The organism is Acinetobacter sp. YH12135, assembly GCF_013418565.1.
Classification (GTDB): Bacteria; Pseudomonadota; Gammaproteobacteria; order Pseudomonadales; family Moraxellaceae; genus Acinetobacter; species Acinetobacter towneri.
The window spans coordinates 14,729-41,194 of sequence record NZ_VPBU01000025.1 but is presented as its reverse complement, the minus strand read 5'-3'; the positions used below and the strand labels follow the sequence as shown (position 1 = coordinate 41,194).

Below are 26,466 nucleotides of genomic sequence, written 5' to 3'. Positions count from 1 at the left end.
TGGAAGCAGATGAAATATTATTGGCGAGATTTTCAAGTCATGACAGCTGATAAAATAGAGCAATGGGTGGAGAGAGTATCAAACCAATTCGGAAAAGAATACATGTTTACTTTTTGATGACAGCTTACAAAATTCATTCTTTTTAGATAAAAACAATAAATCTATATTTTGCATTTCCCTATGAATTACGAGGTCATCAAAATCTAAGTGAACAAAATCAAAAACAGATAAACCTGACTTATTACCTAAATTTTGAAATTCATTTTCTTTAAAATATAATTTTATAAACTCTTTTAATACAAAATCTCCTAATTTATGAGTTTCTGCAGGATCAAACAGCCATGCTAAAAAATTTGAATGCTGTAATTCTCTGTGTGAAACTCTTAAAATTTCCATAAGATTGACTTCTTCATTTACTAAATTCTGCAAACTATTGAAGTCATCATCTAATATCAGCTCTTTTAACTGATATTCCACCTCATTTCTCATAACTTAAGCCTTGGTCCCTCTTAAGCATTACACTTAGTTACTTTCTTAATATTTTTATTAAAAGTAAACCGATGCAAAAGCATCGGTTTACATTTTTTATGATCAACCTTTCAACCACTGCTCTACTTTTGCCTGATCTGTAACATTTAATACCACTTCTGGCAATTCAATCTGCGCAGCATATAGCTCAAAAGTCATCAACTCATCACGGCGGAACGCATGAACAGTATAAATTGCATCCTGTTTGGCATATCGCTCAAGGGATTTTACCGTAGCTTTTAAACCATCAATCGCAATAATCACATCATGCGCAGAAAGCCCCGCTTTTGCCGCTGAACCCTCACGATGTGCAGTTTGTACCAATACCCCTTCAGGTTTATCTGCCACTTTCAAACCAAATGGCAAAGACTTGTCCTGTTTTAGCTGATAATCAACACCAAACTCAGGCAATAACTGATCGAGCGGCAATTCATCAGTCGTGTTGATTAAATGGTGAATTTGCTCCGACCAATCATCCCCAGTTAATTCTTTGCATAAATCAAAGATGGTGCGCTCATGCACTTGAATGCCCTGTTGCGCATTGGCATACAATTTCTGCATTAAGGCATCTAAGCTTGAGCCACGTAAACGCAAGCCCAAATCTAAACATAAAGCCACCAAACAACCTTTGTTATAGTAGCTGGTTCCTGCATTGTTCGAGTTTTCATCTTGACGATAGAACTTGACCCAAGCATCAAAACTGGATTCTGCCACCGTTTGAATCGCACGACCCGGGTTTTGCAAATAACGATTAATTTGTGCTTTGAGCAGCTCCAAATAAGCCGCCTGATCAATTACACCACTACGAAGCAATAACAAATCATCGTAATAAGACGTAAAGCCTTCAAAAATCCATAACAGTGACGTATAGCCTTCCTGATTCAGGTCATAATTCACAAAATTTTCAGGACGAATGAATTTCACCAACCAACTGTGAAAATACTCATGGCTGCACAGACCTAAAAAGCGCTGATAATCTTTAGAAGGTTGTTCAGGTTCGTTAGCTTTCGGCAAATCATCACGAGGTGTAATTAAACTGGTACTGTTTGGATGCTCTAAACCGCCATAGCTATTGCCTGTTGCCATGGTCATAAAGGTATAGTTTTCAAATGGCGCAGAACCAAACATGGTAATTTGTGTAACACAAATTTTTTCAATATCTTGCTGCATACGCGCAGCGTTCATTGCATGTTTGCCCGAAACCACAAATTCGTGTGGAATATCTGCTGCGGTAAAACTAAAACGGGTTTGTTCTGCCAATTCAAACGGTGCATCAATCAGTTCGGCATAGTTTTTGGCTTTTAAGGTATAACGCCCTTTCACCAAACTTTTTGCTGCCAAACCTGTCGCAAGCTGAAAATGCTTCAGCTCGTCTGGTAAAAATAATTCAACTTCAATAGCTTTATCTTCTTGCCCATCTAAGCCCAAACAGGCACAGGCAGGATTGACGTATAAACGGGTTTGATCGACATAAGCGCCACGCACTGACAAATCATAAGCGTAGACATCATATTCCACCGTAATCAATTCATGATCGGTGTTAAATAAGCGCCATTTATTCTTTTCAAATTTCTGAATTTTGAGGATACGCCCCGCTTCATCATAAGCACGTACCGACTCAAGATGTTTGGAAAATTCACGAATTAAATAGCTGCCTGGAATCCAAGTGGGTAGAGATAAAACCTGAGTAGGATTAGCCAAAAAACGCACGGTGACATGAATAAGATGCTGACGATAATCGTCAAATTCGATTTGATAATGCAACATAATGGGCAATACAAAATGTATAAATAAGAACTTGACCACAAGCTTAACATTTTTTTAGCAATTGATGCGTCAAGACGAGATTTGTCTGCATTTATGGCTAGCCAACTGCGCAAAAAAGGCATAGCATGCCCTAGTCTATTGACATTGTTTTGCTGCTTAAAACCATTGTGACACCAATGGATTGGTGTAAATAAGGAACTTCTTTGAAACGTGTTATCTATCTGATTGCGCTACTCTATTGGCTATGCAGCGCAATCACGCATGCCGCATTATTGAATATTCAAGCTGAAAGTGTCGAAGCCGAAGCATGGGCAATTTTAGACCCACAATCTGGGCAAGTGATTGCAGAGCACAATAGTCACGTACAACGTGCACCTGCTTCACTCACTAAAATGATGGTGGCTTATATTGTGCTCAAAGATATTCAGGCAGGTAAATTAGACCGAGATGAAATCTTGACCGCAACACCTGTGGTGCAGCAAGTGATGTGGGATGAATCACAAATGTATCTAAAAGCAGGTGAACAGATTTCGATAGATCAGCTATTGGCAGGCTTAATTATTATGTCTGCTAACGATGCTGCACTCACTTTAGGTGAACGTGTTGCAGGTGGTGTTCCGCAGTTTATCGCCCGAATGAATCAGGAAGCGCAAGCTTTGGGCATGCAAGATACACATTTTCAGAATCCATCTGGTGTGACTATGCCTAGTCATTATTCTTCTGCGGCAGATATGGCACGTTTAGCACAAGCGATAGTGACTGAAACACCCGATTATTTGGCTTATTCAAAACAAACTAGTTTTACCTACAATCAGCACTTTCACCGTGCGACCAATATATTATTAAAACAAGACCCAAGTGTAGATGGGTTAAAAACAGGCTTCACCAAAGCTGCAGGTTACAACCTTGCCTTAACTGCAAACCGCCCAACATTGGATAGTGATGCACCTGAGCGTCGTTTAGTGGTGGTGGTGATGGGAACCAAAAGTGCGCAAAAACGCGCTGAAGTGGCACATCAATTATTAAATTTAGCCTATAGCTATACCCGTAATGAAGTCGCGATTAAACCCAAACAAATGATTGCAGAATTGCCTGTGGTGAAATCGACCTTACGCATGTTTAAGATTGAAAGCAGCCAGCCAAAGTTTGTGACGACATCACTCTATGAACAGCCACATGCAATTAACTTGGCGCAGTTTGATCAAAGTACTCAACGTCTACAACTTGTGAATGCACAAGGCGAATTAGAAACGATTGAACCTGCACAGCGCACACAAACGCATGTCAATATTGAATTGTCTGAAAAATTGCTGACTGCGCCATTGGCACAGGTCATGAAACTGGCAACCGTACACGTTTATCAAAATAATCAATTGATTAACAGCTTTTCGATTGAAGAACAGGTCAACATTGTTGAAGCCAATATTTTTGAAAGAATCATGATGTGGTTTGGCAGTTTGTTTAATTTCTTTAGCCATCAACCTGTAGAAGATGAGAAAACTTCACTCGGTTAGAAGCCGATGATCCTCAAGAATTAAATATCACCAAGATGGGCAATGTCCCATCTTTTTTATTGTCATCTACACATCATACAAAGGGCTTAAAATGAGCCTGCCATAAAATCTGCAAATTTATAGGTATGACGCATAAATTTGCATTGAAATTATAAAATTTGCCCCGATTAACTAAAAAATGTCATAAAAAACTCGGAAAAGTGAAGAATTTGCAGAAATGTCTATAACAAATTCCACGTTTCACTTTATGATGTACCCTTAAAAAATTGAATGGATCAATAACATGACTGCTATTGCAAATGACCTCGTGGTTTCTTTCCACTACACATTGACTAACGCAGAGGGTGAAACTCTCGACAAATCTCAAGGTGAACCACTTGCCTATTTGCATGGTGCAGGTAATATCATCCCTGGTTTAGAAAAAGCGTTAGAAGGTAAAACAGTAGGTGAAAAATTTACTGTAAACGTACCTGCAGCTGAAGGTTATGGCGAATACAACCCAGACTTAGTACAAGAAGTTCCTGCACAAATGTTCCAAGGTGTAGACAACATCCAAGCAGGCATGCAGTTCCAAGCGCAAACTGATGATGGCGTTCAAATCGTAACTGTAAAAGCAGTTGAAGGCGATAACGTAATTGTTGATGCAAACTTCCCACTTGCTGGTCAAGATTTAACGTTTGAAGTTGAAATCGTTGAAATCCGTGAAGCTTCTCAAGAAGAATTAGATCACGGTCACGTACACGGTGCGGGTGGTCATCACCACTAAGATCAGTATTGATCAAAACAAAAGGCAAAGTATTTTTACTTTGCCTTTTTGTTTGTCATTCTAAAATTTAGGATAAGCACATGACTGAAAGATCCTTTCAGGCAGAATATTTCGGAAAGATCATTACAGAAAAAATCAACACAACACATTGTCGTTTTATTGGACAATTAAACCCTTCGCATTTAAGACAATTTTACCCAGTCATGCTTATAATGAAGTCACCTTTCTAGCGACCACATCAAGCATTCTTCCCATGCAAAACTATAATTTAGTTTGGTTCCGACAAGATTTAAGAATTTCAGATCACACCGCGCTTTGGCATGCTAGCCAAGCAGGAGCTTGTATTGGCGTGGTGGTTCTTTCGCCTCAGCAATATCGTTTGCATCACGATGCGCCGATTAAAATTGACTTTTACTTGCGTCAATTAAATGTACTAAAAGAAAAACTCGCACAACTCAATATCCCACTGATTGTTCAAATCACGCCATCTTGGGCTGACATTGCACAAACGCTGCTCCAACTATGCCATACATTGAAGGACTCTCATCCGATTCAAAATATTTATGCCAATATTGAATTGGGAGTGAATGAGCTAAAACGTGATCTTGAAGTTCAACAAACCTTGAACCAACACGGTCAGGACTTGGTGTTGTACCATGACCGCACGCTTTTTCCCGTGGGTACGGTGCGCAATCAGAGCATGAAACCGTATCAGGTATTCAGCGCATTTAAAAAATATGCCTATCAACAGTTGAATGTCAGTATTCCGCGTTGCTTTCCTCAGCCGCAACCACAACTCCCCATCCAACTTCCTGAACAATATCTCTCTACAGTACCAAGTTTAGAACACTTAGGTTTCGACCCGCTTCCAACGGCACAACAAAATTTATGGGCAGTCACGGAACAACATGCACAGCACTTGTTAGATGATTTTACACGTGAAAAAATGCAGGATTATCAGCAACAGCGTGATTTTCCTGCGTTGTCTGGTACCAGCCAATTATCTGCGTATTTAAACTGTGGCATTCTCTCCATTCGGCAATGTCTGGCTGCGGTTTTTGCGCATTCACAAGGGCATTTTCATCTCGAAAATGCAGGACAACAAACTTGGTTAGATGAATTACTTTGGCGTGAGTTTTATCAACATATTTTGTTTGATTATCCCAAAGTTTCCAAGCACCGTCCTTTTAAAGATCAGACCGCACAGGTGGCGTGGCGCAATGATCCTGCAGGTTTAGCAGCATGGCAGCACGGAAAAACAGGCATTCCCATTGTGGATGCAGGCATGCAACAACTTTTGCAAACGGGCTGGATGCATAATCGAGTCAGAATGATTTGCGCGATGTTTTTGTGTAAAAACTTATTGATTGACTGGCGCTTGGGTGAACAGTGGTTTATGCAACATTTAATTGATGGCGATTTGGCTGCCAATAACGGTGGCTGGCAATGGTGTGCCTCAACTGGTACAGATGCGGTGCCCTATTTTCGGATTTTCAACCCAGTGAGCCAATCACAAAAGTTTGACCCCAATGGTGATTATATTCGCACATGGCTACCTGAACTGGCACATTTAGATGCCAAAAACATTCATGAACCGTATGCGAAAAATCCAAATCTAAAACTGGATTATCCTCATCCAATTGTTGATTTAAAACTCAGTCGTTTACGTGCCATAGAAGCCTTTAAACAGCTTTAAGAGTACAAACAGGAGATTGGTCAGTCTCGCCCCCATCTGCCATAGGTTAGCATGATGGGAGATTCAACGATTAAACCGACAGTTAGGCGGCTTGCTCGTCACGTTTAAAGACCAATTCGCCTTTTAAAGAACTGTCTGCATCGAAATAATAACCTTCACTATTGAATGCTTTTAAGTCTTCTGCTCGTTCTAATTTATTCTCGATGATAAAACGTGCCATCAAACCACGGGCTTTTTTGGCATAAAAACTGATGACTTTATATTTACCATTTTTCTGATCTAAAAATACAGGTTTAATAATTTCAGCCTGAATTTTTGCTTCCTGCACCGACTTATAATATTCATCGGAAGCTAGATTCACCAATAATGCCGACTGGTTATGTTTTAAATCTTGGTTAATTAAATTGGTGATGATATCGCCCCAGAAACGATACAAATTTTCACCGCGCGCATTATGCAACTTAGTGCCCATTTCCAAACGATACGGCATCATTAAATCCAATGGACGCAATAAGCCATATAAGCCAGAAAGCATGCGCAAGTGTTGTTGAGCAAACTCAATCTCTGCAGCAGATAAACTATAAGCATCTAAGCCTGTGTACACATCACCTTTAAAGGCAAACATGGCCTGACGTGCATTGGCAAGATCAAACTCTGCTTGCCAGTCACGAAAACGCTCGACATTCAAAGTGGCAATTTTTTCACTGACACTCATTAAACTGGCAATTTCTGTAGCAGAAAGTTTACGTGCTACATCAATTAACTCTTGTGAATGTTGAAGTAATCTAGGTTGAGTATATTCATCGCTTGGTAATGCAGTTTCATAATCTAAAGTCTTGGCTGGAGAAATTAAAGCGAGCATAAACCACCTAAATAAAAAATACTGCGCTCACTATAGCAGCAGCTTTCAACAAACTCCAATGCGTGTTTTTGTTTAACCCTATCGGAAAAACACGTTGCGTTGTATTGCTAGAAGATGATCTCTTAGATCAATCCAACGTGGAGGCTGAGGTGCTTTTATTTCAGTGTCTGCTTTAAAAAAACATTGATTCACTCTGATCAGTTGAGCTTATTTTTTTTATAGTACTTGCAACATTTCTCTAGGCAATAAAAAACCCACTTAACTCTCCCAAATTAAGCGGGTTAAATAAAAATTATTTTGTTGTATTGTTCTTCCTGCTTAATATACGGTTGCGATGTGTCATTTAGATGACATTTCAATTAAAAAATGAATAGGATCTGTTGACATTTGCTGTATAAAAAAATAGCGAGATAGTAAAATTCAATCGCCAAACCAAATTCACTACTCGCTATACCTCGTACAATGTTGAATGATCAACACTGGTCTAAGTTAAAAGCTATTCTCGCAATTTTAATATTTATCTCAAATCAAATTTGAGAAATTTTTTTGAGGCAATCCTATATAGTATTAGAACAGGATGCCCTTCAAGAGATTTACCCGAGGTTTTTGGTAATCCAAACTCAATTTTTAAAAAGTACAATCGCTGGTCTAATAAAGATAAGATAATGAAAATATTTAAAATATTCTCAGAGAACGCTGATCGTGAATGGATATTTATTGATGCTACTCATGTTAGAGCACACCAACATTCAGCAGAAATCCCTAATCAGGATATTTCAAAAAGTGTTGGGGGTAATAATTCTAAAATTCACTTAGCTGTTGACTCTCACGGTAACCCGATCGAATTTATTATTTCAGATGGAACCACCCATGATGTCAAAGTTGCCCCTATTTTAGTCGAACAATTAGATTTAACTGACACTGAAATAGTCTGTATGGATAAAGGCTATGATTCTGAAATATTAAGAGAGCAGATTAAAAATTAAAGTGCTAAAGCGAATATACCGAAGAAATCAAACACGAAATCAAGTAATGATCATATGGACTGGTATTTATATAAAATCAGACACTTAGTTGAGAATGCTTTTTGCCGTTTGAAGCAATTCCGAGGAATTGCTACACGGTTTGATAAACTAAAGCGAAACTTTCGAAGCGCAGTTGCCTTAGCTTGTATTTATCTGTGGCTGCCTTTATGAAATGTCAACAGACCCTATTTTTAATTTAAAAATCAAGTATAAATTTTAAACATCCAACGTCTTTGCAGCTTGGTTTAACCTTTCCATTCAAACTCACTAAAAGATTGGTCTTCTTTCAGAGTATTTTCTACCGCTTGCGCCAATTGATTTAATAAACTTTGCTCGGTAATTCGTTCTAGCCAGTCTTGTTCCTCATTTGGGTATGAAGTAATTTCACAAACAAGATGCCCATCTTCACCACGGCTTTGACAGTTTACTGCCAAAGGCAGCGCATGTTGATCTACACTTACAGCGACTTGTGCACCACTCTGCGGCAACGTTTGAAAGCCATAATGAGATAAGTTTTGTGAAAGTAAATTCGCCACATAATTCTGTGCCAGAGTGCAATCTTGTAACTCTTGTTTATTTTCACAATTCGCCATAAATTTTAATTTGCGCATGCTCGAACCCAAAGGCTTTTTTCTTGTATGGGTTTAGCATAAGCAATAAAACGCAAACAGCCAAGCAAAAGCTTGGCTGTTTCAGCATAAAGTCTAGGCTTTGCGACTCTTCATCGCAGCCCCTATCGTTTTGGCTTATTCTGTCACTTGAATATTCAGACCTGCCACACCTGCAAGCTCAGTAAAGGTAGGGAAACTTGTTGCTACTGTTTCTGTACCTACAATTTTAATTTCACCAGAAGTACGCAAGCCTGCCATAGAGAAACTCATGGCGATACGATGGTCATGATGTGATTCAATCTCGCCGCCTGTAAATATCGCTGACCAGTCGCCTGCTTTGCCTTTACCCTGAATGATGATGCCATCGTCAGTTGGTGTGCAGTCAATGCCCATGGTTTTTAAACCATCTGCCATCACTTGAATACGGTCTGATTCTTTTACGCGCAATTCTGCAGCACCTGTCAGTACAGTTTGACCTTCAGCACAAGCTGCAGCAATGAACAATGCAGGAAATTCATCAATTGCCAATGGCACTTGATCTTCAGGAACATGAATCCCTTTTAAAGTACGTGAACCACGAATACGAATATCTGCAATTGGTTCACCGCCTGCAATACGTTCATTTTCCACGCTCAGGTCTGCACCCATTTGTTTCAGAATTTCAATCACACCTGTACGGGTTGGGTTAATGCCCACCGCTTCTAAGGTTACATCTGAATTTTCTGTAATGGCTGCACCCACCATGAAGAATGCCGCAGATGAAATATCAGAAGGTACTTGAATATCTGTACCCACCAATTTACCGCCGCCTTGCAATGAAATACGGTTACCTTCAGTTTTCACTTCATAACCAAATGCTCGTAACATACGTTCGGTATGGTCACGCGTTGGTTCAGGCTCAGTCACTGAAGTTTCACCTTCTGCCCAAAGCCCTGCCAATAAAATACCAGATTTCACCTGTGCAGATGCCATTGGCAAATCATAGTGAATACCTTTCAGCGCTTGCGCACCTGTAATCGATACTGGCGGTGTGCCACGTTCACCCGTCGTTTGAATTTGTGCACCCATTTCACGCAATGGTTTAGCAATACGTTCCATTGGACGCTTGGTCAATGACGCATCACCTGTCATAACAGAATCAAACTGCTGTGCAGATAACATGCCTGCCAACAAACGCATAGATGTGCCTGAGTTGCCCATATAAATTGCGCTTGCAGGTGCTTTTAAACCTTGCATGCCTACGCCATGAATGGTGACTTCACCATTTTTAGGGCCTTCAATGCTCACACCCATATCACGAAATGCTTGCAAAGTCGCCAATGCATCTTCACCTTCAAGGAAACCTGTCACATGCGTAGTGCCTTCGGCAATTGCACCAAACATAATTGAACGATGTGACACAGATTTGTCACCCGGTACGGTAAATTTACCTTGGAAAGTCTTAGCACCTGGCAAAATCGTAAATTGTTGTGTCACGTTATTGTTCTCCATAAAAGGTTTCTTGGCGAGCATATGATTAAAATGCTGTCGTGCCGCTTGTGCATGTCCAAGCAAGCCCATTAAAGCATGCGAGTCTTCTTGTTCAATCAGTTGGCGAATAATCGCGAGTTGACTTTCAAAGCCATCCACCGCTTTTAACAATGCAGTTTTATTGGCCAAGAAAATGTCATGCCACATTTGTGGATCGCTGGCAGCAATACGTGAGAAGTCACGAAAGCCACCTGCAGCATAGCGGAAAATGTCTAAATTATCTTCCCGATTTGCCAATTGTTCGACCAAATTAAAGGCCATTAAATGTGGAAGATGACTGGTATACGCCAATACCTCATCATGTTTTTCCACATCCATGCAAATTACTTCGGCTTTGGCGCTTTCCCACATTTGAATCAGTTTATTGACTGCCCACGGCGCACTGCTTGGCAATGGTGTCAAAATGACTTTGTGATTGGCAAATAAATCAACCTTGCCTGCATGCACGCCTGTATGCTCTGCCCCAGCAATTGGATGCCCGGGTACAAAACCTGCAGGTAAATGTTCTCCAAAAACCGCTTTGGCTGCAGCCACGACACTGCCTTTGGTGCTGCCTACATCGGTCAGAATTACATTATCTGCCAAATGTGGCTGAATTAATCGCAAGACTTTTTCTGTAGCTTGCACAGGTAGCGCCAACACCACTAAATCTGCGCCTTGTACCGCATCTACAGGATTGTTAAAGCCTTGTTCAATTAATCCTAATTCCAAAGCATCTTGCAGCGTTTTTTCAGAACGGGTCGATGCCACAATATGCCGACTTAAGTTTTCTGCCAGCATTACACGTGCCAAACTCGAGCCTATTAGCCCGAGTCCGATAAATGCAACTTTTTCAAACAATGGTTGCGCCATGTTTTATGCCTTCGCTTCCTTGCCTAATACTTTGGCTAATGCACGCAGGAACTTGGCATTTTCTGCTTCTGTGCCAATTGAAACACGTAAATGGGTCGTAATACCCACAGGACGTACAATTACACCTTCTTTCAATAAGGCATTAAAAGTTTGACCCGGATCGGCTTCTACATCTACCAAAATAAAGTTAGCACGTGAAGGCACATAATTCAGACCCAATGCTTTAAAGCCTGCTTCCAATTGCGCCATGCCTGCTTTGTTGGCAATACGTGATTTTTCGATAAAATCTTCGTCTTTTAATGCCGCAACCGCAGCCACCATTGCCAAGTGATTGACGTTAAATGGTTGACGAATACGGTTTAAATAATCGGTCACTTCTGCAGAAGCTAAAGCAAAACCAACGCGCAGCGCCGCCAAACCATAGCACTTAGATAAAGTACGGCTCACGATTAAGTTTGGATATTGCTCAAGGAATTTAAGGCTATTGAAGTTCTCTGGAAAATATTCCACATAGGCTTCATCTAATACCACAATCACCCGTGCAGGAACTTTTTGCATAAAGGCTTCAAATTCAGCCTCTTCAAACCATGTGCCTGTTGGGTTATTTGGGTTGGCAATAAAGATTAACTTGGTGTTGTCTTGAATTGCTGCCGCCATAGCATCCAAGTCATGTGAAAAACCTTTGGCAGGCACTTCAATCGCTTGAGCATTAATCGCTTGCGTTACCAAAGCATATACTGCAAAGGCATGTTGGCTGTACAACACTGAATCTTGATCTGAAACGAATGCGCGAGCAAACATTTCTAGCAAATCGTTTGAACCATTACCCAAAGTAATACGGTCATGCGCAAAGCCAAATTGTTTTTGAATTTGGTCTTTTAAAATAAAACCACCACCATCTGGATAGCGACCAATTTCAGCAATTTCTGCTGCAACGGCTTCTTTGACTTTGTCTGAACAGCCCAATGGGTTTTCATTTGAAGCAAGTTTGACGATATCTGTAATCCCCAACTCACGCTCAAGTTCACTGATTGGTTTACCTGGTTGATAAGGCTTTAACTTCGAGATGCCTTCATTGGCTGGGACAAACGACATTTTACACTTCCAGTTGACTAGGTGGTGAATGTGGCGCGCATGACAAACATGCACACCACTAAATTAAATACGGTTATAACACGGCAGCAGGATAAGAACCCAAGACACGAATTTCTTTCACCAATGGACGGATTTCTTCAATCGCTGCACGTACATTGTCTTGCTCGACATGCCCTTCTAGGTCAATGAAGAATACATAGGCCCATTTTTCAGGCAAGGCAGGACGTGTTTCAATACTGGTCAAGCTAATATTGTGCTTCGCAAATGGTGCAAGAATCTCAAGCAATGCCCCTGCGCGGTCATGTGCAGACACCAACAATGAAGTTTTATCATTGCCACTTGGTGGAACTTTCTCACGACCAATCACCAAGAAACGTGTGGTATTTTCTGGGTTATCTTCAATATTGCTATGTAAAATTTCGAGTTCGTAAATATTGGCCGCAATTTCAGAAGCAATTGCAGCAGAATGCCATTCATTACGAATACGGCGCGCTGCTTCTGCATTGGAGCTGAGTGCCACACGTTCTACACCCGGATAATGCACATCTAACCATTTACGGCATTGTGCCAAAGTTTGCTGATGCGCATAAATTTGTTTAATGCTGTCTTTACGAGTGTTTTCTGACACAAGGAATTGGTGATGAATACGCAATTCTACTTCACCAATCACATTTAATGGCGATGATTTAAAGCAATCTAAAGTATGGTTCACCACACCTTCAGATGAGTTTTCGACAGGTACTAAACCATAGTGTGCACTGCCTGCTTCCACTTCACGGAAAACTTCATCAATAGTAGGCAAAGGACGCACAATCGCATCTTGACCAAAATGTTTAAGTACTGCGGAATGCGTATAAGTACCAATTGGCCCTAAAAACGCAATACTTTGTGGCGCTTCAAGTGCCAAACATGCCGACATAATTTCACGGAATAAACGTGCCATGGTCACATCAGACAACGGCCCTTCGTTGCGTTCCATAACATTACGTAAAACTTGCGCCTCACGTTCAGGACGGTAAAACAACGGGCTCTCTTCTGCTGCAAATTTTGCTTTCGCCACCGCTTCAGCAAGTCGTGCTCGACGGTTAATCAGCTGCTGAATCTGTTGATCTACAGAGTCAATATCTTCACGGATTTTAGCGAGATCAAGAGAAGTCGTTGTGTTCTGATCGTCTTGGATCATTGTTATGTCGCCCTTCATAAACATTTTGCAAATAGTATAACAATAGTTAGCTTTCAAATGTTGCGCAATACAACTTTCAGTGTTTCAGATTTAAAAACATACAGTTGATCAAAGCATCACCAATCTATACATTTAAGCCGCAACTTTGCACAACGTACCGCTTAAAACTGGGCAACTATGCTTTTCTTTTTTGCATCTCTAATTCTAAGCGGTGTAATTTTATTTTTAAGTGTAATTATCAATCAGCTCATTGCTTTTAAGTCTGATCAAATTCATAAAAAAAGAGCCAGCACTGGGCTGACTCTGGAGATGATCCTTGATCTTTATTCAATTGGACTTTTAGGCATTGTTTTAACGCCCCAATAAACCACGCGCGACAATTTCTTTCATAATTTCATTGGTTCCACCGTAAATTCGCTGGATTCGCGCATCGACAAAGAAACGAGAAATCGGGTATTCCGTCATATAGCCATAACCGCCAAACAGTTGCAGCAATTGATCGGCAATTTTCATTTGCATATCTGTCGCAAAGCTTTTTAAAGCGGCTGCAGTTTCGACGTCCAGTTTGCCCTGCATATACAATTCGACGTTTTGATTATAAAAAGCAGCGGTTGCCAATTCATCAATCTTAGCCTGTGCCAATACAAAACGGGTATTCTGGAACTGACCAATGGCTTGTCCAAACGCCTGACGCTCTTGCACATATTGTGTGGTCACATCAATTGAACCACGAATAGCACCCAATGCTGTGGCTGCAATCGCGGTACGTTCACGTGGCAATTCTTGCATTAAATAGGCAAAACCATGCCCTGCCTGTCCCAACAGTTGGTTTTTCGGCACTTTGACATTGTCGAAGAATAGCTCTGACGTGTCTTGTGAATGCAAACCAATTTTTTCCAAATTGGTGCCTTTTTTAAAGCCTTCTAAATGAGTATCGACCAACATGAGCGACACGCCTTTGGCACGTGCTTGCGGATCTGTTTTTACTGCCAAAACCACTAAGTCTGCATGCTGACCGTTAGAAATAAAGGTTTTAGAACCATTCAGTACATAATGATCATCTTGCAAAATGGCGTTGGTACGCATGGCTTGTAAGTCTGAACCCGCACCTGGCTCGGTCATGCCAATTGCACCAACCACTTCACCCGACACCATTTTAGGCAGCCAGTATTGTTTTTGTTCTTCTGTACCAATATGCAAAATGTACGGCGCAGCGATTTCAGAGTGACAGGAAATACCTGTAGAAAGTGCGCTATAACCTGCACGTGCCGATTCTTCGACCAACATTAGGGAATAATGCGTTGGAACACCATAGCCGCCATATTCTTCAGGCACATCAATACATAAAAAGCCATTTTCACCTAACAGATTCCACACGCTGCGCGGCATGATGCCCTCACGTTCCCACGCAGCATAATGCGGTGCAATATGCTCCTGCATAAAACGTCGAAAGTTATCTCTAAATAATTCTAAATCAGCATCATAAGCCAGCATATCCAATCCTTTATTTTTCAATTGTTGTTTTCAATAGTATCCATGCTATGCATTTTTATACAGGCTGTCATGTGTTATCCCTACAGATTGTCTTACTTTACAGTCAAACTTTAGTCGTCATTTCAGATATGCAATGAAACTTGTGGCAGCTCGTACAAGCTGAAGCTGTGAATAGTGCTGCAAACTGTTGCCGAAGTTTATACACTAGTATACTAACTAAAGATGTGTGTGAACTCGCTTATGCCAAATACAAACCCCAATAAAAGAAATATTTATAAAGATGTAGAACATCCATTTGCACAATTTATTCGAATTATTGGCAAAGGCAAAACAGGCGCACGTTCACTGACCTATGATGAAGCCTATCAAGCTTTTTCTATGATTTTGCGCAATGAAGTCTTGGACGTTCAATTAGGCGCTTTTTTAATGCTGCTGCGTGTGAAGGAAGAATCTGTAGAGGAGTTGGCAGGTTTTGTGCAAGCCACCCGTGATCAACTGCAATTTAAACCGCTTCAGGTCGATTTAGACTGGTCATCTTATGCAGGTAAACGCAGACATTATCCGTGGTTTTTATTGGCAGCGCTGACTTTAGCAAAACATAACTATAAAGTGGTGATGCATGGTGCTTCTGGGCATACCATCAACCGTTTATATACCGAACAAGCACTGCAATATTTAGATTATCCAATTTGCCAAAATGACCTAGACGTTGAACAGCAATTGGCACAGCGTAATTTTGCTTACTTACCATTGGATGTTATTTCACCGATTTTGAGTGAGTTGATTAATTTACGCAATGTGATGGGTTTACGTTCACCCATTCATACCCTTGCCCGTTTAATCAACCCTTTTAATGCCAAAGCCACCATGCAGGCGATTTTTCACCCTGCCTATCGCAGTTCACATCAACAAGCCGCATTTCAGCTGGGTTATCAAAACAGTGCAGTGATTAAAGGCGAAGGTGGCGAGTTTGAACGCAACCCCGATGCCAAAACTTTAATTTGTGGCATCAAAAATGGCGCTTTATATGAACACGAACTGCCTAAACTGACCGATAACCGCAGCCCTATAGAAGAAGAACTGGATTTGGCAGTATTTAAAGCCGTCTGGCTAGATCAGCAAACTCATGAGTATGGTGAAGTCGCCATTACCGAAACCATAGGTATCGCTTTATATACCATGGGCGTTTGTGATGATTATGCTGTAGCGATGCAAAACGCACAGCAGCTTTGGCAAAATCGTCACAACTAAAACGTCATTGAAAATACAAAAAAAGACACCCATCTCAGGTGTCTTTTTTTGTATTTTCAATTTTTCTGAAAGCTTTCTTACATCATTTAAACAAAACGAATCGGTTTAAATTCTTCATGCTTGTGATGATCGTCATCACACTGCTCGCCTTCTTCTTTAGTGCCACGGTCAATATAGCCACTACGCTCAGTTTCAGGCAGGTTTTTCATTTCCCACGCATACACTGCTTGCATACAAATTTGACGTTGCTCTTGGGTCAGCGCAACACCGTTTGGCCACTTGCCAATTTCAATTGCCGTTTTTAAACGTCCAACAATTTCAGGATCGAGTACGGCAAGCATTTGTTCAATATTCATCATTCATCCTGCTGTTGCATTGATTCAAAATCTTGATTCCACCCTAATTTGGTACGACATGCCATATAGAAGTCATAACCTGGTGGATGTAATAAATTTAATTTATAAGGATGTTTGCGGATATGCAAACTATCTCCGACATTTAATGAAACACTATGTTGACCGTCAGCACTAACCATCGGCAATACACGGTTTTCACGAATATTGATTTTAATTTCGCTGTGTCCACCCACCACAATTGGGCGTGAAGACAAGGTATGTGGATGCATAGGCACCAATGCAATTGCATCCATGCTCGGATGTACAATTGGGCCACCACCCGACAAAGCATAAGCCGTTGAACCTGTTGGGGTCGAAACGATTAAACCATCACTGTGCTGACGATAGACATATTGCCCATCAATATTCAGTTCAAAGTCAATCATGTGAACCGACTTACCCGAATGTAGCACCACATCATTTAAGGCAATCGCTTCATAAATGATTTCACCTTTAGAGCGCACTTCCATTTCCAATAAAAAACGACGGTCTGACTGAAAATGTCCTTGCAAAACCTGATCGAGTTTAAAGATTACTTCTGTCGGTTTAATATCGGTTAAAAAGCCTAAACGCCCACGGTTCACACCAATTACAGGGGTATTGTATTTAACCAAAGCGCGCGCTGCGTGCAGCAATGAACCATCCCCCCCCACCACAATCACCAAATCGACCACTTCGCCTAATAAAGCACGGCTGACTGTTTGGGTGTTGTTATAAGGTACAAGTTGAGCAGTGTCAGAATCAAAAACGGGATGCAAACCCAATCCTAAAATATGGTCGTGAATCAGACATAATGTTTCTACGACAGAATATTTGTCTGGACGGCCAATCAGTCCAATGTTCCGAAAGTTCTTATGTGAAATTTGCACCTGCGATATCGCTCCGCTACGATTCGACGCCTATCATAGCACTAACCTAGTTGATTTAAAAAAACTTTAAAACTACATTTCTGCTCAATTTTATGACGATATTTTCCCTTCAGTCACAGATTAATTATTGCAAATTCAGTAAAAGCTTCGCATGATTAGCAAAATTTATCAGGATCTTATCGCGATTTATGAAGTCTGAGCGTGGCATAGGCATAATTGCATTACTATTTTGCATCATCGTTATTGGTGGATTTATTGCATTTAGTATCTACTTGATTCGTCTGGATAATATTGTCAGAGACAAATTTGAAGGACAGCGTTGGGATATTCCAGCCAAGGTTTTTGCACGCCCGTTAGAAGTGTATAGCAATGCACCTGTCAGCCAGACCGACTTTACTCAAGAACTGAAACTGCTTGGCTATAAAAATACAGATAATTATGCTAAATCAGGCAGTTATGTCAGCGATGGTAATACTTTATTTGTGCATACCCGTGGTTTTGACTTTGGAGACAGTGTCGAACCTGAACAGGTTTTAAAAGTCAGTTTTGCCAACAATCAAATTAGTGAAGTGAGCGCCACCAAACCATCTAATACAGGTATTGCACGTTTAGAACCGATGTTGATTGGCGGAATTTATCCACAGCACAATGAAGATCGTGTGCTGATTAAACTGAATAAAGTACCTAAACCGCTGATTGAAGCCCTTATTGCCACTGAAGATCGTAATTTCTATCAACATCACGGCGTTTCAATTCGTGGTACTGCACGTGCTATTGTCAGCAACGTCACTGGTGGCAAACGTCAGGGTGGTTCTACCCTTACGCAGCAATTGGTGAAAAACTTTTATTTAAGCCCAGAACGCACCTTAAAACGTAAGGCCAATGAAGCACTCATGGCCATGCTGATTGAACTACATTACAGCAAAGATGAAATCTTAGAAGCCTATTTAAATGAGGTGAATTTAGGTCAAAACGGTAACTATTCTATTAATGGTTATGGTCTAGCTTCACAGTTTTATTTTGGTATGCCGTTGCGTGAGCTAAACATTTCACAACAAGCCTTTTTGGTCGGTTTGGTACAAGGTCCATCATTATATAATCCTTGGCGCAACCCTGAAGCTGCCAAAAAACGTCGTGACATTGTACTAAACAATATGTTGGTGATGGGTTATTTAAACCAAGAACAATATGAAAAAGAAACTGCGCGTCCCTTAAATGTCATTACAAAACCGACCATTGGCCCTGCCCGTTTCCCTGACTTTTTAGATATTGTCCGCCGTCAATTACGTACTGAATATCAAGAAGGAGATTTGACCAATCAGGGTTTGCGTATCTTCACGACGCTTGATCCGATTGCACAAACCAACGTACAAAATGCTTTTAAAGCATCGGTTGAGCGTTTAAGCAAAGCCAATCCAAAGCGTTTAAAAGAATTACAAGGCGCGGTGCTAATTTCTCATCCTGAAAATGGCGAGTTAGTGGCAGCGGTAGGTTCTACGCAAGATTTTACGGGTTTTAACCGTGCCTTGGATGCCAAACGTCAAGTTGGCTCACTGCTCAAACCAATTATTTATTTAAGTGCGATTGAGTCTGGTCGATATAACTGGGCAAGTCCTGTAGAAGACAGCCAAATCAGCATCCCAATTGATGGTAAATCTTGGACACCACGTAATTATAGCGGCAGCGATCATGGGATTGTGTCTATGTCACAAGCCCTATCTCAGTCTTATAACCTATCTGCAGTTCGTTTGGGACAGGAGTTTGGATTATCTACCTTCCGTAATCACCTCATTAAATTTGGTGTACCAAGTGATGCGGTTCCGCAATATCCATCTATTTTCTTGGGTGCAGTAGATTTATCGCCTATGCAGGTGATGGATATTTATGGCAACTTTGCCACTGGTGGTTTTAAATATCCGACCAAAGCGATTCGCACCGTAGTCGATGCCAATGGACGTTTACTGGATCGTTATGGTTTAACCGTACAACAAACTATTGATCCTTCTGCCGCCTATATTTTGAATTATGGCTTACAGCAAGTGATGAGTTCTGGTACAGGTCGTTCAGCTTACAATAGCTTATCGACAGATTTAAAATTGGCAGGTAAATCAGGTACAACCAATGATACTCGTGATTCATGGTTTGCGGGCTATTCAGGCAATTATTTAGCCGTTGTATGGCTTGGTTTGGATGATAACAAAGTCACAGGCTTAACAGGCTCGTCTGGTGCTTTGCCTGTCTGGAGTAATGTGATGCAGCAATTGCGTCAAAAACCTGTCAACTTACGTCAGACTGAACAAATTCAATGGCATTGGATTGACCGCAGTTCTGGGCATTTATCTGCACAAGGCTGTGAAGGTGCGATGTATATTCCAGTGAATCGTAATAATGTACCACGTCAGGCAACCGCATGTGGTTTTTCACACTATCAAGTTGAACCCGTTTACCAACCCGATACTGAAACTCAACAAGCAGCTCCTGAAACCAGTGACAGTATCGAAAATTATATCCGTGAAACTGAACCTGTATCAGATGACAATACCGATGGTCGTGTCATCTCAAGCGGCAGTTATATCAATTAAACTTGAGGATATCGATTGGTTACGCTTATGAAATTATCACGTTTAAGACAGGTTTTTTTCACCACATTCGCTATGGGTGCGATGGCAACGATTGTAGCTTGCCAGAGTTTACCTGAACCGCCTGCTCCTCAGCCTGTGCCTGAAAAACCTAAAACTGTGACGACACCAGAAGGTGTGGTGATTCGTCCTTATGAACGTGAAGAAATTAAGCGTCAATCGTTGCAAGTGGTGGTGCCACAACAAACCGTGCAACAAAAATTAGAGGATGGTCGTAGTTTGCCTGCTTTTCAAAAGTTGATGCAGCAAACCCAGACCGCTTATAAACAAGGTCAATTCAATCAGGCCGAAACAGCAGCTTTGCAAGCGCAGCGACTTGCCCCGCAAGCGGCTGAAACCTATTTATATTTGGCTTTAATTGCCAACCAAAAAAAGCAACCTGCCAATGCAGAAGCCTTGGCACGTCGTGGTTTAAGCTATGCACAAAGCGATGCCATGAAACGTCAATTGTGGTTAGTCATTCAAAAAGCAGCACAGCAACAAAATAATGCCAAAAGCCTTGCGCAAGCCCAACAAGCTTTGAAGGATTTGTAAGGACGATGATTTAATAAACTAAAAATCGCTGAGTGTAATTACATCAGCGATTTTTTATTTGTCAAACCAGAAATTCAAATAAAACGTACGCCTGCAATGCCATAGGCATGATGCTGCTCTGCCGTAGCAAAATCATCCTGAGTTAAGCCACCCAAAGCAAAAACAGGAATATCGACAAACTCAGCAATCTGTTGGAATTTTTCCCATCCTAAAGGTGTGGCATCATGATGCGTAGTAGTTGCTAAAACAGGGCTGAGCAAAATTGCTTCACAGCCAATTTGCTGTGCATGTTGTGCCGAAACAATGTCATGACATGCTGCAATATAACGCTGCCCGACTTTTAAATCGCCCTTTTGGAATTGCATTAGTTGCGATTGTTTCAAATGAATTGCTGCAATCGCGTGTTGCTGAATCGTATTTAATTGCTTCCACAATTCCAAATTGATAATCACTTGCCCCAGTTGCTCAATGCAATATTCTGACAATTCAACCTTGCAGGCAGCATTGGGCTCAACCCGCCAATACAGCAGTTTTTGCTTAGGCAAATTTGCTAAATGTTTTAAATCTTCACTGACTTTAATAGCCTGTTGCCACGCCAGTCGTTGCACAATTGCACGATTGGCTTGCGGAAAATTCAGCTCTAAAAGTTGCGGACGGCTAAACCATGTCCAAGGCACTTGAATATCTTTTAATAAAGCCGCAGGTACAGCAGCCTGAAAAATATGCAGATTGACAATCACATCATCATATTCATGGCAAATAATATCAAAGGCATGCCAATGCTGTATGCCAATACCAACTTCTTCAAACACCTCACGGCGGCAGGCATCTACAGGAGTTTCGCCTGCTTCCACTTTTCCACCAGGAAACTCGTGTTTATTGCCCTGATGTTGTTTGGCTTCGCGCCAACCCACTAACACTTTGTTTTGATGAAATAACAGCGCAATTGCCACATGAATATTTGGCTTGGACATGAACCCGTTTCCTTTTCTGCAATGTACGTTTAACTGCAAATTGTAGACTTTTATAAAATCAAAAATAATCCGTTGACAGGCTTATATGATAATGATTATCATTTAAAACAATTCTTACACACCACGGAGTAACTCAAAATGAACGCCCCATTTAATTTATTTTCACGTCATTCAGACACTCAGCATGCCCTACCTATGTTACATTCAAATAACTTGTTTGCGCTAGGACGCGAAATTCGTATTTTGCATGCAGGCGAAGAATATCGTTTACGCTTAACCCGTAACAATCGTCTTATTCTCACAAAATAATTAAAATAATCAACACAATAATAAACGTGGAAACAGCAGTATGAATCAGCGCATACTGCTTTTAAGTTCTGACTTGTCTAATTTTAACTTGCTTCCTAAAACCAATCATATTTACAACTGGGCTTTAGGCAACAAAATACGCACTTTTAAACCACCTTGTTCAGCACGTGAAAATTCAATTTTTCCTGCATGCAACTCTATAATTTTCTTACAAATCGACAGTCCTAAACCAGAACCTTGAGTTTTACTGCCTAAAGCACGGTAAAAGCGTTCGCCCAAACGTGCCAAAACGTCATCAGTCACTGCATGACCATTGTCGGCGATGCAAATTTCCTGCATCAATTCATGCGGTTTCGCTTCAATCCAAATACGTCCTTGAGGTGCTGCATAACGCACTGCGTTGTCAATCAAGTTGCGCAGGCAGCTAAATAGCAATTCAGGATTGCCTTGCACTTGTATCGGTTGAATATCTGACTGAATCTGAATGGCTTTTTCCTGAATAAACGGCGTCAGACTTTGTAAAACTTCCTGCACCAAGTCTGCTATAGATACCGCACTTTTATTTAACGATGCCGCATCTGTCGGGTCTAAACGTGCCAATAACAGCAAATTTTCCAATACTTGTGTACCACGACTGACATCACGCTGAATTTGCTCTAAATCTTGTGCCAACTCAGGTTGTTGTTGGTATTTACGTTTTAGCACCTGCAAACGCAATTGAATGGCAGATAAAGGAGAGCGTAATTCATGCGAAGCATCTGCTGTAAATCGCTGTTCTGCAATTAAAGACTGCTCTACTCGCCCCAACAATTTATTCAATTGCTGCAGCATGGGTTGCAGTTCTTTCAATTCAGGTTGTGTGGGGATAATTGGCATCAAATCATGTTGATTTTTTTCTGCAATTTGTTGGGAGAGTTGCTGAATCCGCTTAAATTGACGACCAATCATAAAATGCACAATGGCCCATTGCAGCAACCACAACAGCAATAAAATAGCGGCATAACCTAAACTGGTTGCAGCAATTTCCTTGAAGCGATATTTAAGCGGCTGCGCGACAATCACATGCAAGCCATCTTCCTCTGCCACATAGCTGCGCCAAATTTGTCCATCTTGCCAGTGAAATGAAAAACCATGCTCAGATACCACGGCAAGCTGAGACAAGTGAAGCTGAGAAATGTCATGTTCATCTTCAGAGGTAGTCAAAATCAGATCATCTAATCCCAATTGATAGGCAATATGAAATTGCTCACTCAACTCATCGACCTGATTGCCTGCATGGTCACGCAAGTCTGCTCGCAGCAACATATCGGCTATTTCATCCATAATGTCATCATGCACGCGCATGGTCTGATAACTGGCAACCGCCAATAATAAAATCAGGGCGAGTCCACCCGCCAAGACCGAACTTAAAACGGAGCTTTTAACCAGTTTGGACTGTAAAGAAATGACCTGTTTAGACATGCGGAGATCAAACTGAATTAGTTATCTTGCTGCATACGATAGCCTAAACCTCGGATGGTTTTAATGCGGCTACTGCCAATTTTTTTGCGTAATTGATAAATAAATACTTCAATCGCATTACTTTCAATTTCATCGCCCCATGCATATAAAGACTCTTCGAGCTGTTCACGAGTCACCACATGCTGCGGGTTTTGCATCAGTTTATGTAAAATCTGGAATTCCTTGGCCGTTAAATTGACCTGTTGATCATCCACTTTCACTTGTTTGCTTTGCGTATCTAAAACCAAGTTGGCAAATTCAAGCTGCTGTGTCGGATGACTTTGCGCACTGCGTAACTGACTGCGTACCCGCGCCGATAGTTCTTCAAGGCTAAACGGTTTGACCAAATAATCATTGGCACCTAAATCAAGTCCCTGTACCCGATCTTGAATACTATCGCGCGCAGTAATAAAAATAACAGGTGTGTCCTGTTGCTGCTGTCGTAAAGCGTGCAGAATTTCATCACCGCTATTTTTAGGCAACCCACGGTCTAACAACACACAATCATAATGATGCTGCTGAATCGCTAAAATGGCATGATCACCACGTTCAACCCAATCGACATTATAACCATCCATTTCCAGCCAAGTTTTTATACTTTCTGCTTGCGATACATCGTCTTCAGCCAAGAGTAAGCGCATATCTTCCTCTGTTATTTATGCTTCAAAATTTTATGATTTCAAAATACTTTACATGATAAAACCACATACACCTTACAGCGTATGTGGTTTTTGAGTGAAATCAGTTTTGTGTAGCAACTAATGCTGTTTTACACAGCGTAGATTTAGAAACGAACTTGATCCACATCTATTTCAATACGTTTTGTAGGCTTGTGATCAATATCCACTTCACCAATTAAGGTAACAGGCGTTTTGGCAGAAACTGCTTTGCCATTCCATAAGTCATCATCAATATCGACCGTAATAGTGCCTGTGTTATCACGGAACTGATATTTTTCATCACCAATAGATTTCACCACATAACCTTTTAACTGCACTTTGCTGTCATCTTTCAGGCTTAAAGCTTGTTTTACAGTTACATTTTGATGTAGTGCTTGGGTGTTAATGCTGTCGTTTGCCATGGTGATTGAAGCCATTGCCATTAAACCTGCCATCAACATTGCTTTCATTGTAAATTTCATTGCTTCACCTTTTTGTGTTGCTCATTTCGTTATGGTGATTAAAACAAAGCAAGATGAGCTGAATCTTAAGATTTCCATTTTTTAAAATTCATCGTAAAAAGTTTGAATCTGCTAATTTAATGGCACGACTCGCAACACTTCCTCTAAAGTGGTCATGCCTTCTAAAACTTTGCGTGCGCCTGCAATACGCAACGGTTCAATGCCCTCTTTTTTAGCTTGCTGACGTAATTCATTTAAATTGGCATTGGCGCTGATGAGCTGTTTGGTATCTAAACTTAACGGCATAAACTCATAAATTCCGACCCGACCTTTATAGCCCGTTTGACGGCATTCATCGCATCCAACAGGTTTAAACACTTGTGCAGGCATTTCCATAATGTAATCGAAGGTCAAATGTTCCCAATCTTTTTCATTTATTGAGCCTTCTTGCTTACAATGCGGACACAGTTTACGCACCAAACGCTGTGCCAAAACGCCTAAAATTGTGGCAGCTGTCAAAAATGGCTGTACGCCCAAATCATGCAAACGAGTCAAACTTGAAGGCGCATCATTGGTATGCAGTGTCGATAAAACCAAATGCCCCGTCAGTGCCGCTTGAATTGCCATATTTGCGGTATCCTGATCTCGAATTTCTCCGACCATAATAATGTCAGGGTCTTGACGCATTAAGGCACGCACACCATCGGCAAAACCTAAATCAATTGCAGTATTCACCTGCATTTGGTTAAAACTCGGTTCTAACATTTCAATCGGGTCTTCAATGGTGCAGACATTGACTTCATCGGTAGCCAATTGCTTTAGCGATGAATACAGCGTGGTGGTTTTACCCGAACCTGTAGGGCCTGTAACCAAAATAATGCCGTGACTATGTGCAGTCAGGGCATGCCATTCATTCAACAAACGACTATCAAAACCCAATTGCTGAAAACTGCGTACCAATACTTCTGGGTCAAAAATACGCATCACCAGTTTTTCGCCAAACGCCGTTGGTAAGGTCGATAAACGCAGTTCAGTTTCTTGTCCTTTTGGAGTTCGGGTTTTTAAACGTCCATCTTGCGGTTTACGTTTTTCGGCTACATTCATACGCCCTAAAATTTTAATCCGTGAGATGACTGCGGTAAGCGTATTGGCAGGCATGTTATAGATGGTGTGCAACACGCCATCAATACGAAAACGTACTTTGCCTGTGTCTTTACGTGGTTCGAGGTGAATATCGCTTGCGCCTTGTTCAAAGGCAAATTGCAGCACCCAATCGACCAACTTCACAATATGTTGATCATTGGCATCTGGGTTTTGGGTATCGCCCAATTGCAATAAAGCCTCGACCCCTTTATTTTCACGGTCGTGTGCAGAAGATTTTTGTGATGAATGTACTGCACGACTCACTTGGTAATATTCAATCAAATAGCGCTGTAATTGATCTGGGCTGAGTAAAACCCGCTGAATTTTTTTGGGCAATAAACTATGTTCTAAGTTGGCAACCCATTCTTTTTTATAAGGTTGATCTGTCGCAATTAATACCGCATCTGCAGTCACTTCCACCGCTAAAATACGGTTACGCAGCGCAAATTCCTGCGACATCACAGCAGTTAAAGCGGCAACATCGGCTTTTAACGGATCAATAATATAGAATGGCAAGCCTGATTTATCAGCCAGCCATTGGCATAAACGGTTTAAAGTTAAAGTGGTTTGGGGATGACTTTGATCGACCAAATTAAAGTTGGCAATCCATTGTAACGGATGCCATTTTAATTGATCACGTTGACGATGCGTGGTTTGTACCAAAGCCTGATCACGTTCGGTAATTTTACGATCTTTGACTAATTGTTCTAAGCACCAAGTACTGTCTATTTCAAAATTAAAATTCATTGTTATATGCCCCAAAATCTGGGTTTACTATAGCAGAGTTTGCTTTCAGGGCTGAATGACTT

General features: G+C 41.0%; 22 protein-coding genes and 2 pseudogenes. 9 read left to right on the top strand and 15 right to left on the bottom strand.

What is annotated here, in order from left to right; translation table 11 throughout:
• Positions 1-117, top strand: a pseudogene (locus tag FTU70_RS12510) (transposase); the annotation flags it as partial.
• Here the strand turns inward: FTU70_RS12510 and FTU70_RS12505 are convergent.
• A complete protein-coding gene (locus FTU70_RS12505) occupies positions 79-477 on the bottom strand; it encodes a PD-(D/E)XK nuclease family protein (protein ID WP_373685344.1) in 399 nt (132 codons plus the stop codon). The pseudogene FTU70_RS12510 and the gene FTU70_RS12505 overlap by 39 nt on opposite strands.
• Positions 478-591: 114 nt before the next feature.
• Complete coding sequence (locus tag FTU70_RS12500) at positions 592-2,295, bottom strand: M61 family metallopeptidase (RefSeq protein WP_180060675.1); 1,704 nt, start codon at positions 2,293-2,295, stop codon at positions 592-594.
• Between the two features lie 203 nt (positions 2,296-2,498).
• On the opposite strand from FTU70_RS12500, the gene FTU70_RS12495 reads away from it, so the two are divergent.
• From FTU70_RS12495 to FTU70_RS12485, 3 genes are all read left to right on the top strand, one after another.
• On the top strand, positions 2,499-3,809 hold the full coding sequence (locus tag FTU70_RS12495; protein WP_180060674.1) for a D-alanyl-D-alanine carboxypeptidase PBP6B: 1,311 nt from the start codon (positions 2,499-2,501) through the stop codon (positions 3,807-3,809).
• A 283-nt stretch (positions 3,810-4,092) separates the two neighbouring features.
• Positions 4,093-4,575, top strand: coding sequence for a peptidylprolyl isomerase (gene slyD / locus FTU70_RS12490; RefSeq protein ID WP_004972992.1), 483 nt, complete (start codon positions 4,093-4,095; stop codon positions 4,573-4,575).
• Positions 4,576-4,828: 253 nt separating this feature from the next.
• Positions 4,829-6,271 (top strand): deoxyribodipyrimidine photo-lyase, encoded by a 1,443-nt coding sequence (locus FTU70_RS12485; protein ID WP_180060673.1) that lies wholly within the window; start codon positions 4,829-4,831, stop codon positions 6,269-6,271.
• Between the two features lie 82 nt (positions 6,272-6,353).
• Here FTU70_RS12485 and yaaA read toward each other — a convergent pair whose 3' ends face one another.
• Positions 6,354-7,133, bottom strand: a complete 780-nt coding sequence (yaaA, locus tag FTU70_RS12480) for a peroxide stress protein YaaA (RefSeq protein ID WP_179990676.1) — start codon at positions 7,131-7,133, stop codon at positions 6,354-6,356.
• A gap of 450 nt (positions 7,134-7,583) precedes the next feature.
• Here yaaA and FTU70_RS12475 point away from each other — a divergent pair.
• A pseudogene (locus tag FTU70_RS12475) lies at positions 7,584-8,329 on the top strand (IS5 family transposase).
• A gap of 74 nt (positions 8,330-8,403) precedes the next feature.
• Here FTU70_RS12475 and FTU70_RS12470 read toward each other — a convergent pair.
• From FTU70_RS12470 to FTU70_RS12450, 5 genes are all read right to left on the bottom strand, one after another.
• A complete protein-coding gene (locus FTU70_RS12470) occupies positions 8,404-8,769 on the bottom strand; it encodes a hypothetical protein (protein WP_004972981.1) in 366 nt (121 codons plus the stop codon).
• A gap of 135 nt (positions 8,770-8,904) precedes the next feature.
• Positions 8,905-11,151 (bottom strand): bifunctional prephenate dehydrogenase/3-phosphoshikimate 1-carboxyvinyltransferase, encoded by a 2,247-nt coding sequence (locus tag FTU70_RS12465; RefSeq protein WP_136144523.1) that lies wholly within the window; start codon positions 11,149-11,151, stop codon positions 8,905-8,907.
• A gap of 3 nt (positions 11,152-11,154) precedes the next feature.
• On the bottom strand, positions 11,155-12,246 hold the full coding sequence (gene hisC, locus FTU70_RS12460; protein WP_004972978.1) for a histidinol-phosphate transaminase: 1,092 nt from the start codon (positions 12,244-12,246) through the stop codon (positions 11,155-11,157).
• Between the two features lie 73 nt (positions 12,247-12,319).
• Positions 12,320-13,429: a prephenate dehydratase gene (pheA, locus tag FTU70_RS12455; protein WP_004972976.1), complete on the bottom strand. Its 1,110-nt coding sequence runs from the start codon at positions 13,427-13,429 to the stop codon at positions 12,320-12,322.
• 351 nt (positions 13,430-13,780) lie between these two features.
• On the bottom strand, positions 13,781-14,923 hold the full coding sequence (locus tag FTU70_RS12450) for an acyl-CoA dehydrogenase family protein (RefSeq protein WP_096901859.1): 1,143 nt from the start codon (positions 14,921-14,923) through the stop codon (positions 13,781-13,783).
• Between the two features lie 240 nt (positions 14,924-15,163).
• Between FTU70_RS12450 and FTU70_RS12445 the strand changes: the two genes are divergently transcribed.
• Positions 15,164-16,174 carry a glycosyl transferase family protein gene (locus FTU70_RS12445; protein WP_167846106.1) on the top strand — a complete coding sequence of 337 codons (1,011 nt, stop codon included), beginning with the start codon at positions 15,164-15,166 and terminating at the stop codon, positions 16,172-16,174.
• A gap of 86 nt (positions 16,175-16,260) precedes the next feature.
• Here FTU70_RS12445 and FTU70_RS12440 read toward each other — a convergent pair whose 3' ends face one another.
• Entirely contained in the window at positions 16,261-16,530 is a 270-nt protein-coding gene (locus tag FTU70_RS12440; protein WP_004972971.1) for a YeaC family protein, read from the bottom strand.
• Positions 16,530-17,447 carry an NAD(+) kinase gene (locus FTU70_RS12435; protein ID WP_207973958.1) on the bottom strand — a complete coding sequence of 306 codons (918 nt, stop codon included), beginning with the start codon at positions 17,445-17,447 and terminating at the stop codon, positions 16,530-16,532. Before FTU70_RS12435 ends, FTU70_RS12440 begins: the two co-directional genes overlap by 1 nt.
• A gap of 179 nt (positions 17,448-17,626) precedes the next feature.
• On the opposite strand from FTU70_RS12435, the gene mrcB reads away from it, so the two are divergent.
• Entirely contained in the window at positions 17,627-20,020 is a 2,394-nt protein-coding gene (gene mrcB / locus FTU70_RS12430; RefSeq protein ID WP_004972968.1) for a penicillin-binding protein 1B, read from the top strand.
• Between the two features lie 72 nt (positions 20,021-20,092).
• Positions 20,093-20,611, top strand: coding sequence for a hypothetical protein (locus FTU70_RS12425; protein WP_096901888.1), 519 nt, complete (start codon positions 20,093-20,095; stop codon positions 20,609-20,611).
• 74 nt (positions 20,612-20,685) lie between these two features.
• Here FTU70_RS12425 and FTU70_RS12420 read toward each other — a convergent pair whose 3' ends face one another.
• Positions 20,686-21,585: an NUDIX domain-containing protein gene (locus FTU70_RS12420; RefSeq protein WP_179990675.1), complete on the bottom strand. Its 900-nt coding sequence runs from the start codon at positions 21,583-21,585 to the stop codon at positions 20,686-20,688.
• A gap of 138 nt (positions 21,586-21,723) precedes the next feature.
• On the opposite strand from FTU70_RS12420, the gene hemP reads away from it, so the two are divergent.
• Positions 21,724-21,894 carry a hemin uptake protein HemP gene (gene hemP / locus FTU70_RS12415; RefSeq protein WP_004972965.1) on the top strand — a complete coding sequence of 57 codons (171 nt, stop codon included), beginning with the start codon at positions 21,724-21,726 and terminating at the stop codon, positions 21,892-21,894.
• Positions 21,895-22,005: 111 nt separating this feature from the next.
• Here hemP and FTU70_RS12410 read toward each other — a convergent pair whose 3' ends face one another.
• From FTU70_RS12410 to FTU70_RS12395, 4 genes are all read right to left on the bottom strand, one after another.
• Positions 22,006-23,355, bottom strand: coding sequence for a HAMP domain-containing sensor histidine kinase (locus tag FTU70_RS12410; protein ID WP_180060672.1), 1,350 nt, complete (start codon positions 23,353-23,355; stop codon positions 22,006-22,008).
• Between the two features lie 17 nt (positions 23,356-23,372).
• Complete coding sequence (locus tag FTU70_RS12405; RefSeq protein ID WP_004972960.1) at positions 23,373-24,035, bottom strand: response regulator transcription factor; 663 nt, start codon at positions 24,033-24,035, stop codon at positions 23,373-23,375.
• 143 nt (positions 24,036-24,178) lie between these two features.
• Entirely contained in the window at positions 24,179-24,535 is a 357-nt protein-coding gene (locus tag FTU70_RS12400; RefSeq protein ID WP_179988821.1) for a NirD/YgiW/YdeI family stress tolerance protein, read from the bottom strand.
• A gap of 111 nt (positions 24,536-24,646) precedes the next feature.
• Positions 24,647-26,404 (bottom strand): GspE/PulE family protein, encoded by a 1,758-nt coding sequence (locus FTU70_RS12395; protein WP_179990673.1) that lies wholly within the window; start codon positions 26,402-26,404, stop codon positions 24,647-24,649.
• Positions 26,405-26,466: the final 62 nt, after the last annotated feature.

What these genes read in the sequence shown, in the direction of transcription:
- FTU70_RS12500 (WP_180060675.1), bottom strand. Translation starts at nt 2,295, where the DNA reads ATGTTGCATTATCAAATCGAATTTGACGATTATCGTCAGCATCTTATT.
- slyD (WP_004972992.1), top strand. Translation starts at nt 4,093, where the DNA reads ATGACTGCTATTGCAAATGACCTCGTGGTTTCTTTCCACTACACATTG.
- FTU70_RS12485 (WP_180060673.1), top strand. Translation starts at nt 4,829, where the DNA reads ATGCAAAACTATAATTTAGTTTGGTTCCGACAAGATTTAAGAATTTCA.
- yaaA (WP_179990676.1), bottom strand. Translation starts at nt 7,133, where the DNA reads ATGCTCGCTTTAATTTCTCCAGCCAAGACTTTAGATTATGAAACTGCA.
- FTU70_RS12470 (WP_004972981.1), bottom strand. Translation starts at nt 8,769, where the DNA reads ATGCGCAAATTAAAATTTATGGCGAATTGTGAAAATAAACAAGAGTTA.
- FTU70_RS12465 (WP_136144523.1), bottom strand. Translation starts at nt 11,151, where the DNA reads ATGGCGCAACCATTGTTTGAAAAAGTTGCATTTATCGGACTCGGGCTA.
- hisC (WP_004972978.1), bottom strand. Translation starts at nt 12,246, where the DNA reads ATGTCGTTTGTCCCAGCCAATGAAGGCATCTCGAAGTTAAAGCCTTAT.
- pheA (WP_004972976.1), bottom strand. Translation starts at nt 13,429, where the DNA reads ATGATCCAAGACGATCAGAACACAACGACTTCTCTTGATCTCGCTAAA.
- FTU70_RS12450 (WP_096901859.1), bottom strand. Translation starts at nt 14,923, where the DNA reads ATGCTGGCTTATGATGCTGATTTAGAATTATTTAGAGATAACTTTCGA.
- FTU70_RS12445 (WP_167846106.1), top strand. Translation starts at nt 15,164, where the DNA reads ATGCCAAATACAAACCCCAATAAAAGAAATATTTATAAAGATGTAGAA.
- FTU70_RS12440 (WP_004972971.1), bottom strand. Translation starts at nt 16,530, where the DNA reads ATGAATATTGAACAAATGCTTGCCGTACTCGATCCTGAAATTGTTGGA.
- mrcB (WP_004972968.1), top strand. Translation starts at nt 17,627, where the DNA reads ATGAAGTCTGAGCGTGGCATAGGCATAATTGCATTACTATTTTGCATC.
- FTU70_RS12425 (WP_096901888.1), top strand. Translation starts at nt 20,093, where the DNA reads ATGGGTGCGATGGCAACGATTGTAGCTTGCCAGAGTTTACCTGAACCG.
- FTU70_RS12420 (WP_179990675.1), bottom strand. Translation starts at nt 21,585, where the DNA reads ATGTCCAAGCCAAATATTCATGTGGCAATTGCGCTGTTATTTCATCAA.
- hemP (WP_004972965.1), top strand. Translation starts at nt 21,724, where the DNA reads ATGAACGCCCCATTTAATTTATTTTCACGTCATTCAGACACTCAGCAT.
- FTU70_RS12410 (WP_180060672.1), bottom strand. Translation starts at nt 23,355, where the DNA reads ATGTCTAAACAGGTCATTTCTTTACAGTCCAAACTGGTTAAAAGCTCC.
- FTU70_RS12405 (WP_004972960.1), bottom strand. Translation starts at nt 24,035, where the DNA reads ATGCGCTTACTCTTGGCTGAAGACGATGTATCGCAAGCAGAAAGTATA.
- FTU70_RS12400 (WP_179988821.1), bottom strand. Translation starts at nt 24,535, where the DNA reads ATGAAATTTACAATGAAAGCAATGTTGATGGCAGGTTTAATGGCAATG.
- FTU70_RS12395 (WP_179990673.1), bottom strand. Translation starts at nt 26,404, where the DNA reads ATGAATTTTAATTTTGAAATAGACAGTACTTGGTGCTTAGAACAATTA.